This window comes from Candidatus Symbiopectobacterium sp. 'North America', assembly GCF_015762685.1.
Classification (GTDB): domain Bacteria; phylum Pseudomonadota; class Gammaproteobacteria; order Enterobacterales; family Enterobacteriaceae; genus Symbiopectobacterium.
The window spans coordinates 37,852-53,226 of the sequence record NZ_PEHF01000097.1; the positions used below are offsets into that span (position 1 = coordinate 37,852).

The 15,375-nt window shown below is 50.3% G+C and carries 8 protein-coding genes, 1 tRNA gene and 5 pseudogenes; 7 read left to right on the forward strand and 7 right to left on the reverse strand.

The window, feature by feature from the left end:
* Nucleotides 1–41 precede the first annotated feature (41 nt).
* Nucleotides 42–1,941 (forward strand): annotated as a pseudogene (yccS, locus tag CS369_RS21355) (YccS family putative transporter); the annotation flags it as partial.
* Between the two features lie 291 nt (nt 1,942–2,232).
* On the opposite strand, the gene CS369_RS21360 reads toward yccS, so the two are convergent.
* The gene (locus CS369_RS21360) at nt 2,233–2,850 is read right to left on the reverse strand and encodes a TfoX/Sxy family DNA transformation protein (RefSeq protein ID WP_196908620.1); all 618 of its coding nucleotides are present in this window, start codon (nt 2,848–2,850) and stop codon (nt 2,233–2,235) included.
* A 221-nt stretch (nt 2,851–3,071) separates the two neighbouring features.
* Here CS369_RS21360 and sulA point away from each other — a divergent pair.
* Both sulA and ompA read left to right on the forward strand, forming a co-directional pair.
* A pseudogene (gene sulA / locus CS369_RS21365) lies at nt 3,072–3,568 on the forward strand (SOS-induced cell division inhibitor SulA).
* A gap of 358 nt (nt 3,569–3,926) precedes the next feature.
* The gene (gene ompA, locus CS369_RS21370) at nt 3,927–4,988 is read left to right on the forward strand and encodes a porin OmpA (RefSeq protein ID WP_196908621.1); all 1,062 of its coding nucleotides are present in this window, start codon (nt 3,927–3,929) and stop codon (nt 4,986–4,988) included.
* Between the two features lie 89 nt (nt 4,989–5,077).
* Here ompA and matP read toward each other — a convergent pair whose 3' ends face one another.
* A complete protein-coding gene (gene matP / locus CS369_RS21375; RefSeq protein ID WP_196908622.1) occupies nt 5,078–5,551 on the reverse strand; it encodes a macrodomain Ter protein MatP in 474 nt (157 codons plus the stop codon).
* A 213-nt stretch (nt 5,552–5,764) separates the two neighbouring features.
* On the opposite strand from matP, the gene CS369_RS21380 reads away from it, so the two are divergent.
* Nucleotides 5,765–7,492, forward strand: coding sequence for a Lon protease family protein (locus CS369_RS21380; RefSeq protein WP_196908623.1), 1,728 nt, complete (start codon nt 5,765–5,767; stop codon nt 7,490–7,492).
* A 90-nt stretch (nt 7,493–7,582) separates the two neighbouring features.
* The gene (gene fabA, locus CS369_RS21385) at nt 7,583–8,101 is read left to right on the forward strand and encodes a bifunctional 3-hydroxydecanoyl-ACP dehydratase/trans-2-decenoyl-ACP isomerase (protein WP_196908624.1); all 519 of its coding nucleotides are present in this window, start codon (nt 7,583–7,585) and stop codon (nt 8,099–8,101) included.
* Nucleotides 8,102–8,149: 48 nt separating this feature from the next.
* Here the strand turns inward: fabA and CS369_RS21390 are convergent.
* A pseudogene (locus CS369_RS21390) lies at nt 8,150–8,815 on the reverse strand (tellurite resistance TerB family protein).
* A gap of 271 nt (nt 8,816–9,086) precedes the next feature.
* Between CS369_RS21390 and CS369_RS21395 the strand changes: the two are divergent.
* Nucleotides 9,087–9,725 (forward strand): RpiB/LacA/LacB family sugar-phosphate isomerase, encoded by a 639-nt coding sequence (locus CS369_RS21395; protein ID WP_196908625.1) that lies wholly within the window; start codon nt 9,087–9,089, stop codon nt 9,723–9,725.
* 240 nt (nt 9,726–9,965) lie between these two features.
* Nucleotides 9,966–10,055, forward strand: a tRNA-Ser gene (locus CS369_RS21400).
* A gap of 60 nt (nt 10,056–10,115) precedes the next feature.
* On the opposite strand, the pseudogene CS369_RS21405 reads toward CS369_RS21400, so the two are convergent.
* The 4 genes and pseudogenes from CS369_RS21405 to phoH form a co-directional block, all read right to left on the reverse strand.
* Nucleotides 10,116–11,777: pseudogene (locus CS369_RS21405) on the reverse strand (ABC transporter permease).
* Between the two features lie 40 nt (nt 11,778–11,817).
* A pseudogene (locus tag CS369_RS21410) lies at nt 11,818–12,750 on the reverse strand (ABC transporter substrate-binding protein).
* Between the two features lie 84 nt (nt 12,751–12,834).
* Nucleotides 12,835–13,521, reverse strand: coding sequence for an ABC transporter ATP-binding protein (locus tag CS369_RS21415; RefSeq protein ID WP_196908626.1), 687 nt, complete (start codon nt 13,519–13,521; stop codon nt 12,835–12,837).
* Between the two features lie 321 nt (nt 13,522–13,842).
* Nucleotides 13,843–14,631 (reverse strand): phosphate starvation-inducible protein PhoH, encoded by a 789-nt coding sequence (gene phoH, locus CS369_RS21420; protein WP_196908627.1) that lies wholly within the window; start codon nt 14,629–14,631, stop codon nt 13,843–13,845.
* Nucleotides 14,632–15,375 lie beyond the last annotated feature (744 nt).

The window sequence follows — 15,375 nt, forward strand, 5'->3', positions numbered from 1 at the left end:
TCATCTCAGGATTCCGGCGTTACCTATACAATAGCGGTTAGTTGTACAACGCGCGTATTTTTATTGCCTTAGCCGGCACTGCGTTACTGCCCTGGTGGATGGGTCAACCAACCACTACCATTCCGTTAACGCTCGGGGTGGCGGCTGCTGCGCTGACCGATCTCGACGATCGGCTAACCGGCAGATTACGCAATTTGTTTATTACGCTACTTTGTTTCTTTATCGCGTCGGTATCCATAGAACTGCTTTTTCCTTACCCGTGGTTATTCGGCATCGGTCTGGCCTTTTCAACGGCAGGTTTTATTCTGCTCGGTGCATTGGGTCAGCGCTACGCCACGATTGCTTTTGGCGCTCTGCTCATTGCCATTTATACCATGCTGGGCGTGTCCCTGTATGACAATTGGTATCAACAGCCGCTTTTGCTGCTCGCGGGTGCGTTGTGGTACAACCTGCTTACATTGTTGGGGCATGTTGTCTTTCCCATTCGTCCTTTGCAGGACAGTCTGGCGCGGTGCTTTGAGCAGCTTTCCCACTATCTGGATGCCAAGGCGACACTGTTTGATCCCGATATTGATGATTCGACCGATAACCCATTAATCGATGTGGCACTGGTTAACAGTGATGTGGTGGCAACGCTCAATCAAGCCAAAGCCTCTTTGTTAACCCGGCTACGCGGCGATCGCGGACAGCGTGGCACCCGCCGCACACTGCACTACTATTTTGCAGCACAAGATATTCACGAACGCGCCAGTTCCTCACACGTGCAATATGCTCAGTTACGAGAAACCTTTCGCCACAGTGATATTCTTTTTCGCTTTCAACGTTTATTGACGATGCAGGCACGCGCCTGTCGCCAATTGGCGCAATCCATTCTGTTACAGCAAAAATATCAGCACGATGGACGTATCGAGCGGGCGTTTGTTTATCTAGATGCTGCACTGCATGCTTTTTTTACCAAAGATGGCGCAAATACAGTCCAAGGAAAAGCACTGCGCCATCTGCTGAATAATCTGCGCGCCATTGATGCTCAGTTAATGAATATTGAATCAGAGCAATGGCTGGAATCGCAGCAGCAGATGGAAAAAAGTCTGGCTGATGATGGGCTGACCGGTTGGAGTGACATTCGGCTGCGCATCAGTCGTCATCTTACACCTCGTTCAGCCTTGTTTCGCCACGCTATCCGTATGTCTGCCCTGCTCTGCGGGGGTTATGCGCTTATTCAACTGACGCACATGCAGCACGGCTATTGGATTCTGCTCACCAGCCTGTTTGTGTGTCAGCCAAACTACAATGCAACGCGGCGGCGTTTGGCGCTGCGTATCATCGGGACGCTGGCAGGCATCCTGATTGGGATACCGGTACTCTATTTTGTTCCCTCACTTTAAGGACAACTCACGCTGATTGTTATCAGCGGTGTGCTGTTCTTTGCCTTTCGCAACTGACAATATGCACATGCCACCCTGTTTATTACCCTATTGGTTTTGCTCTGCTTTAACTTGCTGGGTGAGGGTTTCGAAGTGGCAGGGCCACGCATTCTGGATACGCTGATTGGCTGCGCCATTGCCTGGGCTGCCGTCACTTTTATCTGGCCGGACTGGCGCTTTCGCGGTTTACCTGCGGTCATCGATAAAACCATCAATGCCAACTGCCGTTATCTGGATGCCATTCTTGAACAATATCATCAAGGTAAAAGCAACAGTTTGCGTTACTGAATCGCGCGCCGCGATGCGCACAACAGCGATGCGGAGCTGGCCTCTGTTGTCGCGAATATGTCTTCTGAGCCCCATGCCATCAGAAATACGCTCGATGATGCGTTTCGCTTTATGTGTCTTAACCATACGCTGCTGAGCTATATTTCTACGCTCGGTGCCCACCGAGAAAATCTGGTGATGCCGCAGACGCTACAACTGCTGGATGACGCTATTTGCTATATTGATGCAGCACTGCACCATCCTGACATTGACGTACAAACACAGCGAGAAGGGTTGTTGACACGTCAACAGCAGTTACAGCAACTTGCCCCCCGATCCAGACAGCAAGGAGCAACTGGTCTTGCAGCAAATTGGTCTGATCACCGATGTTTTGCCAGAAATGACGCAGTTGAAGCGGCCTCCGTTGAAAGAAGCTATCCGGTGATATTACGCACTGTCAAAATGGTGCAGAGAAGACGCGAAGCATAAAAACATATAGCGCGGCATCATTGCCTTTGAAGATACCGCGCAAGTTGACGTTTCAGGTTTTAGGCAACGGCGCTGAATGGTGTTTATACCATTCAATCAGCTCGTTTCTTACCCCTTTTGGCAAAGCGGCCTGATGCGTTCTACAAATCGCGCCCGCCAACGCCAGTAAAATATTCACACTGGCATGTTTACTGACAGCTTTTAACTTCAAGTAGCTCTCCTTTGCGCCGTATTGTTGCAGCTCGTCAGCATTTCTGATTCCCGCCTTCCATAACATTCGCTCAAGATCGTGATTCAGATTGGGCAAATCCTTTAACCGTGTGCAGTGCTCACGCTCTGATTTATCCTGCTCTGCGCCCTCAAGCGACATTTTGGCCAATTGTAGCAGCTGAGTCGGTTCCTCCCATAAGACCTCCCCCACCAGATAGTAACTCAACGGAACGGGCATGCCTCGTTTGGTATAAACCAGGTGCGGCATATTCAGTGAAAGCAAATGAGGCTCACAGCGCTTGTTAGCACGTAAATAAAGCTCTCCGTTGGAGATAAGGCCAAAGATCGTTTTATTTGCCGCGATGCTATAACCGCCAAATTGAGAACGGGTGGTAATTTCTCCCAATGAGGAGAAAGAAACTTTTGATTGCAAAATCCTTTTTTTGCATAACTGATTCATACAACACCCTTTAGTATTGAAAATCAATCCTCTGTCTGTATATGTGTTCTTAACGTGTTAAAGTAATTAATCACAAGGTTGGTAAGGCTTCAAACACAAAATGTGATCTCCGCCCACTGCCATGCCAATTATGCGAAGCGCTTCCAAAAAAAACAGGTTGATTTTCATTCATAGCCGATATACTGTATATGCATTCAGTAACACTAAGGATGAAACCCATCATGCGTGCGCACTCTATTCGTTCAGAACGTCATCAGCCAGCCTCACTGCACAGCGCCCCGATGCCACGGCACACGGTTGCAGGATACGGCAGCGAAATCGACTACAGTGTTGAGCACCCAATGACAACGCTTCTGTTACTTCCTTTTTTGCAACAATTAGCCGCGCAATCACGCTGGCTACTATGGCTGGCCCCACAACAAAAACTTAGCCGCCACTGGTTACAGCAATCGGGTTTGCCCTTAGATAAAGTGATTCAACCTTATCACCTCAACCCCAATGAAACCGTGGATGCAATGGAAAAAGCACTGTTAACGGGAAATTACAGCGTTGTCCTATGCTGGCTTGAGCACCATTTGACAGAAAAGAAAGTGTGCGTTTGAGGCAAGCTGCTCAAAAAGGAAACACCTACGGATTTATCATGAGACCACAGTGTATAAATGGAGAAGGCGATGGACTATTTTCTCGCCTAAAAATTCATTCAACGCTGTACCATTAAGTAAATTAAGAGTTTTCTCATCTGCGTGTCGTCATCCTGGTTTGCTTGAGGCTAAAACCACGGATAAGCAGGTGTGATGCGCGTCGACCATTACGGATAAAAGTTGCAATTCGCCAAAATAAACTATTATTTGTTAGAAAGTATGTATGAAACGCGGTTTTTTCTACAAGGCAGATCATATCGTACTTGTAACTTTCGTATCACGTTGTAGACTTTAATGCGCTGGAGTTGCTCTTTGCATAATGCCAGTTGGCTGGCAGTAAGTTATAAATTAAGAGCAGTGGCTTCAGTCAAGGATTTAACCAGAGGCCTATTGGCATTAATGCTGATTGCCGGTTTGGATGATAATGAGGCGTAAATGAAAAAAACAGCTATCGCAATTGCAGTGGCACTGGCTGGCTTTGCTACAGTAGCACAAGCAGCCCCCAAAGAAGAAACCTGGTACGTTGGTGGTAAACTGGGTGTTTCTCAGTTCCACGACACCGGTTTCTACGGTAATGGCTTCGACGGCATTAACAATAACCCAATCAAGAGCAAACTGGGCGCAGGCGCATTCGTCGGCTATCAGGCAAACCAATATCTGAGCTTTGAATTAGGTTATGACTGGCTGGGCCGTTTGAAATATTCAGGCTCTCAGAACAGTGCAACTGACAGTGCCGCTTTCAAAGCTCATGGCGTTCAGTTGGCTGCGAAATTAAGCTACCCGGTAATGCAAGATCTGGAGGTATATACTCGTCTGGGCGGTATGGTATGGCGTGTTGACGCAAACGGCAAAAATGGCACTACTCAGTTGAGCGACAGCGACACTGGCGTGTCCCCACTGGCTGCTGTCGGTATCGAATATGCTTTCGATCGTGACTGGGCTGCTCGCGTTGACTACCAGTGGACCAACAACATTGGCGATGCTGGCACCGTTGGTGCACGTCCTGATAACCTGCTGATGAGCGTTGGCGTTTCCTACCGTTTCGGTCAGGGCGATGCTCCGGCACCGGTTGCAGCACCAGCACCAGTTGTAGAAACCAAGCGTTTCACACTGCGTTCTGACGTTCTGTTCAACTTCGGTAAAGATACTCTGAAACCAGAAGGTCGTCAGTCTCTGGACCAACTGTACAGCCAACTGAGCAATCTGGATCCTAAAGACGGTTCTGTTGTTGTTCTGGGCTTCACCGACCGCATCGGTTCTGTAGAAACTAACCAAGCGCTGTCTGAACGCCGTGCTCAGAACGTCGTGTCTTACCTGGTATCCAAGGGTATCCCGGCTAATAAGATCTCTAGGCGTGGCATGGGTAAATCCAACCCGGTTACCGGCTCTACCTGCGATAACACGAAACCGCGTGCAGCGTTGATCGACTGCCTGGCACCGGATCGTCGCGTTGAGATCGAAGTTAAAGGCATCAAAGACGTCGTTTCTCAGTCTTAAGTTATTCGTTTCTGAATAATCTTATATTGATAAAAAACCTCGCGATTGCGAGGTTTTTTTTACTTCCTTTTTGAAGAATTCTTTTTCGATCAGCTGTTTTTTATGTTGCCATCGTCTTGAGACAAGATCGCTTTCAGATCCTGTTTTAGCAATGACATTTGATTCGCATAACGTTCTTTTGACTCAGCATCTTCAATCAATTGCACTACGGTTTCTGACAGCGTCGCATTACGACGGGTTGCCAATGCCGCCAGCCGTTGCCAAACCAGATATTCAAGATCGATAGATTTTTTGCGCGTGAGCTGGCTTTCGGCATTGAAATGGCGCTTGCGGCGTGCGCGTATCGTTTGCTTGAGACGATTTTCCAACGCAGGGTTCATGCACTGTTTAATCCAGGCAAGCACCAGCACCGGTTGGTTCGCCATTTTTAGCAACGCGTCTACCGCATCATCAGCCGCACTTTGCTCAATGAAGCGTGTGATGGCTTCACCTTCCCGGTGTTTTTTCACCAGGTATTTCCATTTCCAACCGCACTCAAGATTCTCTAAGTATTGATATTTCATGATAAATTCTTCAGTGATCGTATAACGCTTACCTTAGCATAACAGTTTTTAGTCAATTTTCCTCTCAAGGCTCGCGTTTTTGCCATCAACGTCAAGAGGTGGCGTCATCACACATCAATTATCTATTTCCATAACGTTCCAACACTTCGTCTGTGCAGCAGGTATTATTCTTGTATAATCACGCTCTTCATTCAGACAACTACCTTTGATACTTTGACCAGTAACCAACTTGCATGGCAGCATCTGCTGCCCGACCATACGCCTTACCAGTCTCTGTTCGATCGGGCAGACAAGCTTGAATCGCTGGATTTTGCTGCGCTTCAGCCCCGACTGGCGGATAGCCTGAAGGTATTTTGCCATCCGCGCTCACCGTCGCCCTATATGTTGGTGAAGGCAGAAGAGACCCATGATTACCTCGCACTTATTACAGGGGCGGTAAGGCATCTGTGCCCACCGATCTCAGCCCCTCACGGTAGCCGTTATCGTATTGAGCACGATCGGGTTGAGATTCAACCGGCGCAGCAACTTGACGATAATTTCGCGGCCCAGCAGGCATGCGAATTCCAGGCATGGATCGAAGCAGAACAGTTATTCGGCTGTGTCCGTTATTTTAAGGAACGCATCAGCCTGCAACCCGGCTTATTACATCGTATCAATGGCGGCACGTTGATCCTGACCGCACGAACCTTGTTAGCACAGCCATTACTGTGGTTACGCCTGAAACAAATTATTGCAGAAGGCCAATATCATTGGTTTTCACCTGATGAAAGGCGTCCTTTACCCCTCACCATTCCGCCGATGCCTATGAACATTCGGCTGATCGTGGTCGGCGATCGCGAAAGCCTTGGCGATCTACACGATATTGAACCCGACCTGCGTGACCTGGCCGTTTACGGTGAATTTGAATCCGAATTGCCGCTGATTGACGAAGATGATATGTCGCGCTGGTGTGCATACATTAATGCATTATGCACCGCCAATCATCTCCCCTTGCTCACGGCAGATGCCTGGCCTTCATTGCTGCAATTAGCCGTGCGTTACAGTGGCGATCAGGGCAGCCTGCCGCTTTGTCCGCAATGGCTTACGCATCAGCTCAAGCACATTGCCATTTACGCTCAGGAAGCGCATATCACCGCTCAAACCATCACGGAGGCGATCGCCGCCCAACGCTGGCGAGAAGGCTATCTGGCAAAGCGTATGCATGACGAAATTGAGCTGGGACAGATAGTGATAGAAACTGAGGGCGAAGTCGTTGGTCAAATTAACGGACTCTCGGTACTCGAATATCCTGGTCATCCGGTGGCATTTGGTGAGCCCACTCGCATTAGCTGTGTGGTTCACCCTGGCGATGGCGAATTTACCGATGTCGATCGCAAAGCAGAACTGGCAGGTAATTTACACTCCAAGGGCATGATGATCATGCAGGCATTTCTGATTTCCGAACTGGAGCTGGAACAACAGTTGCCCTTCTCTGCATCGCTGGTGTTTGAGCAATCCTACAGTGAAGTTGATGGTGACAGTGCGTCGCTGGCAGAACTGTGCTTATTAATCAGTGCATTATCACTGCAACCGATTAATCAGCAACTCGCGATCACCGGTTCGGTCGATCAGTTTGGCCGCGTGCAACCCATTGGCGGCGTCAATGAGAAGATTGAAGGCTTCTTTGAAATTTGTCAGCGACGAGAACTCACTGGCAATCAGGGTGTCATTATTCCAGCGGCCAATCTTCGTCACTTGAGTCTGAATGCTGATGTGGTTGAGGCCGTTCGAGCCGGACAATTCCACATCATTCCAGTGGAAACGGTGCCGGAAGCCATCACGTTATTAACCAATATGCTCTATGACGATGAACAACAGCCGAATCTGTTAGGCTTGATCAAAGAACGTATTGCGCAATTCTCACCGCCGGAGCGACGCCGCTTCCCGTGGTTTTTTCGGTGAGAAACTGGTTTAACCAGATATTTCTGGGTTGCTCAGCTTACAGGTGTAAGCTAACCTGCGTGCTTAACTAGAATAAGGCTTACTGAGAATATGGTAGATAAACTCGAATCTTATACGAAAGAAGACCTTCTTGCCTCTAGCCGTGGTGAACTGTTCGGCCCTCAAGGCCCACAGTTGCCTGCCCCGAACATGTTGATGATGGACCGTGTCGTCAAAATGACGGAAGACGGCGGTAATCATGGCAAAGGCTATGTCGAAGCAGAATTGGATATTACGCCTGACCTGTGGTTCTTTGGTTGCCACTTTATCGGCGATCCGGTGATGCCAGGCTGCCTGGGATTGGATGCCATGTGGCAGCTGGTCGGGTTCTATCTGGGCTGGCTGGGCGGTGAAGGTAAAGGCCGTGCGCTGGGGGTAGGTGAAGTGAAATTCACCGGTCAGGTATTGCTAACGGCTAAAAAAGTCACCTACCGTATTCACTTCAAGCGCTTTATCAATCGCCGTTTGGTGATGGGAATTGCCGATGGTGAAGTGTTGGTTGATGGAAAGCAGATCTATACCGCTGACGAATTAAAAGTGGGCCTGTTCAAAGATACCACCGCGTTCTAATCGCTACATGTGGACGGTTTTCCCGCCGTCCACGTTCTCTCCGCGCAGCTACAATGCGGCTCGTGTTGTCTGCACTTCATTACCGATCGACGCGCAAACGTCTGCCGGAATTTTCAGTTCCTGTGCCAGAGCATTGAGGTAGCTTTTCTCCATAAAGTGGTCGACATCAATCACCGCACAGCTTAAAAAGTAGACCTCCAGCGCTTCTTCCTCATTCTTAACCCCATTCGCTAACAGTGCAGGATCCAGCGGTTGGTCGATAGCGTCTTGTATTCAGGTTTCAGCTTCTGCACCCAGTTGAAGTTCATGAACGTTCTCTTTTATGCGTTGCTGTTCTGTGGCATCAATATGCCCATCACTCTTGGCCGCAAACACCAATGCCATGATCAAACGACAGGCGCGCATGTTGTCGCTGGATGACTGAACGCCAAAATCAGCATTCTCGATGTGAGTATCGCGTACACGCTTTTTGTATTGGTTCCACAGCATGACGCCAGCAGCAGCGCTTCCACCAATGATCAAGGCATTTTTGCCCAGAGACCCCAGCATCTTTCTTGTTGATTTGTTCGCCAACAGCACCCCTGCCAAGCCACTAAACGCCGCAGGTTTGAGCATATCGCCCAGATTGCCATTTTTAGCGCTGCTCGCTGCCGAACCCGCTTTTGCTCTCGCAGCCCCCAGGAGCGTTTGTATCTGCTGCATCCATTGGCTCATTGCCGTCTCCCCGTTATCGTTGTCGGTATCATTATCATCAGTGCACGTCAGGCGAACATTACCTGTATCTATGCATAGTAGAGCCTCTTCTGCCCGTTGTTTGTCAGGTAATGTATAACAATGAAAATGTGGCCTAGGCTCGGTTTTACCACTGCAAAGGCAATTCTGCGCTGGGATGGTTTGCGCTTTATTTTGACAAGGTATACTGCACACATCTAAGTGAAATAGTGTTTTATTATTTGTGTTTGTCCGTCACAATAAAGAAACGAACATGAAAATTGCATTGATTAACGAGAACAGCCAGGCTGCCAAGAACGCTATCATTGCCGAAGCGCTGACTAAAGCCGTTGTACCGCAAGGTCACACCGTATACAACTACGGTCAGTACACCGTTGATGACGCTGCACAACTGACCTACATCCAGAACGGTATTCTGGCAGCTATCCTGCTGAACTCTGGTGCTGCTGATTTCGTGGTAACCGGTTGCGGTACTGGTCAGGGCGAGATGCTGGCCTGTAACTCTTTCCCGGGCGTGATCTGTGGTCTGGTTGTTGACCCGTCCGATGCGTACCTGTTCTCCCAGATCAACAACGGTAACGCCGTTTCTCTGCCGTATGCCAAAGGCTTCGGTTGGGGCGCTGAGCTGAACCTGGAAAACCTGTTCACTCAACTGTTCAAAGAAGAAGGTGGCCGTGGCTACCCGAGCGACCACGTTGTTCCTCAACAGCGTAACAAGAAGATCCTGGACGCAGTGAAAGAAGTTACCTATAACGATCTGATATCCATCCTGAAAGGTCTGGATCAGGATCTGGTTAAAGGTGCTATTTCTGGTCCTAAATTCCAGGAATACTTCTTTGCCAACAGCAAAGATGCAGCGCTGACCAGCTTTATCAAATCGCTGCTGGCATAATTTCCCTATAGGGAAAGTTACAGTGTCGATTTATCAGCCGCGGGTGGAAACACCTGCGGTTTTTTTATGCGTCAATCTGCACTTTTCGCGCGTCAGTCACCGAGTTATCGCATTCCATTCAGCCCGTATCACCTCAGGCGTTCACTGTGTAATCAGATGCGTGAAATCCATAAAATTCTGCTTGACCGAAAGCGGCCGACTCCCTATAGTACCGCCCCGTTGCCCTTGAACGGCAACCCCGGTGAGGTGTCTGAGTGGCTGAAGGAGCACGCCTGGAAAGTGTGTATACGTGAAAGCGTATCGAGGGTTCGAACCCCTCTCTCACCGCCATATAAAAGAACGCCCCTGAGCAATCAGGGGCGTTTTTGCTTTTAGCTTACAGCCAGATTCTCATTCTCCCGGCTGAAAACGCTGATGCAGATGAATCCCCAATAGCATGGTTGCAAGACTTACCGTCATTGCCACCGTTGCCATCGCCATTCCCTGCCCTACAGACCCTTGCTCAAACTGTCGCCATATAAAGATCGCTGTGGTTTGCACACCCGCCGGAGCCAAGAGCAATGAGGTCACCAGCTCACGAACGGCAACGGCAAACACCAGCAGCATCGCCGCCAGCAAGCTGGGGAAGACAAGCGGTGCCACCACCTAGCGCAATGCCCTTAACGTCGAGGCGCCGTGAACGCGGGCGGCAGCTTCCAGGTTGGGGCCAAGTTGACGCAATGCCGCACTCACATAGCGGATGGGATAAGGCAACAACAAGCAACTGTACGCCAACAGGAGAATCGCCCATGAGTTGTAGGGCGTAATCGGCCAAAAGCTTCGGTTCCAGGCCAATATCAGCCCCACGCCAACCACAATGCCGGGAAGCGCCACAGGTAATAGCGAGAGGCCATCCAGTAGCGCCGCACCGCGGACACGCCTTACCGTCACCAGCCAGGCCACCAGCGTTCCAACAATCCCCGTCAGTAATGCAGTGTCGCTGGCTAACCCCATTCTGCTTAAGAGCGCACTTAGCGCCTGATTTTGATTGTTCAGCACTTCACTAAAATGTCTTAGTGTCACATTGTCCGCAGATAACCCACCGGATAGGGTGCCGGAAAAGGCGGTTACCAGCATGGTGCTCACCGGAATGCCTACAGCAATCACCGCCACGCTGGAGAACAGCGTCACGAAGGGCAGCGTCCAGCGCCCCGGATCGCAAATCACAATAGCCGCTGGCTTCACGGTAATGGTGCCAACGTCTTTTCCCGCAGTGAGTGCGCGCTGAACGGTGTAGGCCGTCAATGCCAATGCAACCAACAACAACGACAGCACCGCTGCACCTAAAAGATCGATAGGCCAATCTGCAAGGCTTTGCTCAATCCCGGTGGTCAATGCCTGAATCCCCGCATGCAGGCCTATCGCAGCAGGCACGCCGTACTCCTCGATTGCCAGCGCGAACGCCAGCAGACAACTGGCCGCAATCGCAGGCAATGCCAGCGGCAATGTAACACGGAAAAATGCCGCCCACGGACCCGCGCCATGTACCCGGGCAACATCCGCAATACGCCCACCGTGACTCGCCATGCTGCGCGAGACGGCAAAATAGACCACAGGGAAAATATTTAATGCCATCACTATCGCCATACCCGGTAATGAGAACAGCAGCGCATTAAACTTGAACGAGAAAATCTGTTCCAGATAACCGCGCGCTTGCAGTGCAAGCATCCATGACAGGGCCGAAATATACGGAGGGATCAAAAAGGGGATCAGAAATAACAAATCCCACACTCGGGCACAGGGAATATGGAACAACCCGCGTAAGGTTCCCAACGTTATCCCCAATAAGCCACTTAGCAATGCAACATCAATACCAATGCCGAAAGTATTAGAGATCAACCGGCCAAGGCGGGGATCCTGCGCCACGGCGATAAATGCACTCATTGGTTCACGCATTGAGCCTTCACCCAGCCCCGGAAAAACCGCTTGCAGCACGACAAAGATAACGGGAATACCCACCAGCACGAAAAGTATTGCCACCGTAACCAGTGGCAATAATGCAAAACCTCTCATGTTTTCTCCTGCGCCAGCATTGCGCTGGCGCTGTTAATCCTTAACGTTGCCCGAACTGGCTCGCAAAACGCGCCAGAATAGCGTTACGTGAAGTGCTGGCGGCATCCCCTTCCGGGAGTAATGTCAGGGATTTAAACAGGGGACGTTTGGCATCAATATCCTGACGCGCAGGCATCAACCAGGCCTCTGCAACCGCCTCTTGCCCTGCGGGTGAGAGCACATAATCGACAAACGCTTTTGCCTGCTCCTGATGCTGACTGCTTTTCAGGATCATCATCGGACGCGGCGCAATCGCCGTACCGCTGGTGGGAAAAATCACCTTGATCGATTCACCTTGCTCAACTCTGTTATAGGCCACGTAATCCACCGCGCCAAACACGGCAGCCTTGGCCCCCTGCAATACCGGCGTCAACGCTTGCGCGTTAGGGCCCGCCACGATCATCCCTTTGTTCTTCAAGGCATCAAACAGCTTCCAGGCGTTCTCACCTTGTGCATTTTGTAAACCGATAATCAGATCTAGCGAAGCACCTGAGAGTGCCGGATCGGGCATTGTCACCTTATCTTTGAATGCAGGCTGAGCCAAATCCTGCCAATCCTTCGGCTCTGGAGTACCACTTTTGCTGTTCCACACAATCCCCAACGCAGAAATGCCCTGAGCGACGTAATAAGGGGTTTTAAACGGTGCAGGTACCTGAGCTGCATTTTTACTTTAATAGGCCAGCAGCCAGCCACGCTGCTGCAAATCCGTGGCAGTATCCCAGGAGGCGGAGATCAACACATCCGCACGCGGGTTCGCTTGTTCGGCGTCCAGCCTGGCCATTACTTTGCCGCTGGTGGCTTGAAAAATATCAACTTTAACGCCGGTTTTCTTTTCAAATCCGGCAGCCAGCTTGCTGCTTAACGATCCTGGCCCTGCGGTATACACCGTCAATGCCAGCGCACTGCTGCTTGCCATGACCAAAGAAAGCGCCATACCTGTTAATACTCCTGATGTTAACTTTTTACTGGGGTAAACTGTACTGAGATTTACTGTGTTCATGTTCATCGTATAACTCCCCTACTCTGCATTTAAGGTGGAAACAGAGACCAGTTGGCCTGTGGATAACGTGGCAATCGCATCTGCCATGGTGTTCGCTTCTTCGCGATCGTGCGTGACATATACCGTGGTCGTACCTAACTGGCGAAGTAATGCCGACATCTCTTTACTGAGTGACTCACGCAGATCGCGATCAAGATTGGAAAGCGGTTCATCGAACAGCAGAATCCGCGGCTCGGCCACCACCGCGCGCGCCAAAGCGACACGCTGCTGTTGAGCGCCCGGCAATGCGGAGGGGTAGCGATCGGCCAAGGAGTGCAGCCCAACACGCTTCAAAGCGGCATCCGTTTTCTCTTTACGGCGCGCCGCATTGAGGCTGCGCATCTTCAGCGGAAAGGCAACGTTCTCACGCACCGCCATATGCGGCCACAACGCATAGTCCTGAAACAACATCCCTAAATCACGTTGCTCCGGCGGTGCGCTAAAACGCGCCTCGGCGACCCGAACGCCACCGAAGACAATGCTGCCACCCGTCGGTTGCAGTAGCCCTGCCAGCAGTTTAAGCAGCGTGCTTTTGCCACAACCGGATGGGCCTAGCAACGCAAGTACCGTGCCGGCAGGAGCGTTCAGATCGATGTCACGCAGAATCGGTTGCTGCGCAATGTGAAAGCAAAGGCCGCTAACCGTGATATCAACCGAGCGGTTCATCGCTCCGCTCCACGCAATACACGAGAGACGTTTTGTGCAACCCGGCGTGGCCATAGCAGCAACGTGAGATAGCACAGTGGGGAGGACAGGCGTGTAAAAACTGCCTGCCAATAAAGCAGGAAAGACAGAAACATACGGGCATCCTCTTTGGGACTTTATATCGGAATCCGTAGGGTAAGAAAGCAATGCGACGGCGTGATGACAGAAAAAAGACGCTGGCGTTTCAGACGTACAGGTGTATCAGCGTAGGAGCGGATGACCGAATAGCGAGAGAGGAAAAACTGCCGTCAGCGTAAGCCACTACATTGACGGCAGAAGGTATCAGTTATAGGCGAACAGAGTGCGCTGGCACAATGGCGAGCGGACGCAATCCGATGTGCGGAAAGAAACAATGCCAATCATGTCATCGTCCTGAAAACGATCCAATGCATCCTGCAAACCGGATTTCACCCCAACGGGTGAATCACATTGCGTAATATCCCCGTTGACAATCACCGTGACATTTTCATCCAGACGGGTCAGGAACATCTTCATCTGATTTACCGTGACATTCTGTGCTTCATCAAGAATTACCACGGCATTTTCAAATGTGCGCACTCGCATATAGGCAAACGGTGCTATTTCCACTTTTCCGATCTCCGGGCGTAAACAGTATTGCAAAAACGATGCGCCAAGACGCCGCTGCAATACGTCATATACCGGGCGGAAATAGGGAGCGAACTTCTCAGTAATGTCACCAGGTAAAAAATCAAGATCCTCATCAGCCTGTAACACCGGCCGGGTAACAATTATCCTTTCAACCTCTTTATGAATCAGCGCTTCAGCCGCTTTGGCCGCACTGAGAAACGTTTTGCCACACCCCGCCTCACCGGTGGCAAAGATTAACTGTTTATTTTCTATCGCAGACAAGTAATGCTCCTGGGAGATAGTACGCGCGGCGATCGGTGACGTATCGCGATTTTCTCGCGCCATACCGATAGCCTCAATTCCCCCCATCTGAACCAGAGAAGTGACCGATTCTTCTTCACGCTGACGATGACTGCGTGAATCACGACGAATAACGCGTTTAGCTTCACGACGCGCTTTGATCACTGCTTTTTGTTTTCCCATAATGGCACCTTACAGTTTGTTTCACTTACCGCACATAACCACTGTGCGTGACGTTTCACTCACAAACGAGGTTGGCTTCCTTATTAAGTCGATACTGGAGACATGAGTAGCGTACCGCCAATAACAGCGGCGGACGATAATATCGTCCCGCAAAGTGGGCGCGAGGGATAAAAAACGGTGAAGCGATAGAGAAGAATAAAGACAAGACGAATTGCGGGAGAAATTCACACGGGGAGTTAGCCCCTCACCTCCCTTTATCAACCATCGCGTTTGATGACGGCGACAGCAGAGGTGATATTGAAAACGACATGTCAGAAGTTGCTGATTGGGTCCCCAAAAGGACATTACCATGTGCGTTCCTCACTGTGGCAACAACTATTCCACTATTCCACGGAATAATTATTGACCGTATTAGAACTCCCGTTCATCACCCCGAGAAAATAACGCAGGTTGATGTCAGTAAGATGACATTGCAATAAAATGCCCTGCGTTGGCAAGCGTTTTTTACAGTTCCATAACATTTATCTATGATAAAAAAATATAACCCTTTGCCGTTACAGACTTTTACCGCTTCATTTTTTTGAGGAACCAGATAGAAGCGCAGGCAGGGATACCTCCCTGCCCGTCTGACACACAGCGAGATACCGAACATCACGACGACTGGTTCGGCAGGGTCTTCCTCGATCATGGTGGGAGACTCATAACCCCATGTTTAACCTGCCGTAATGGAACATCACTGCCACC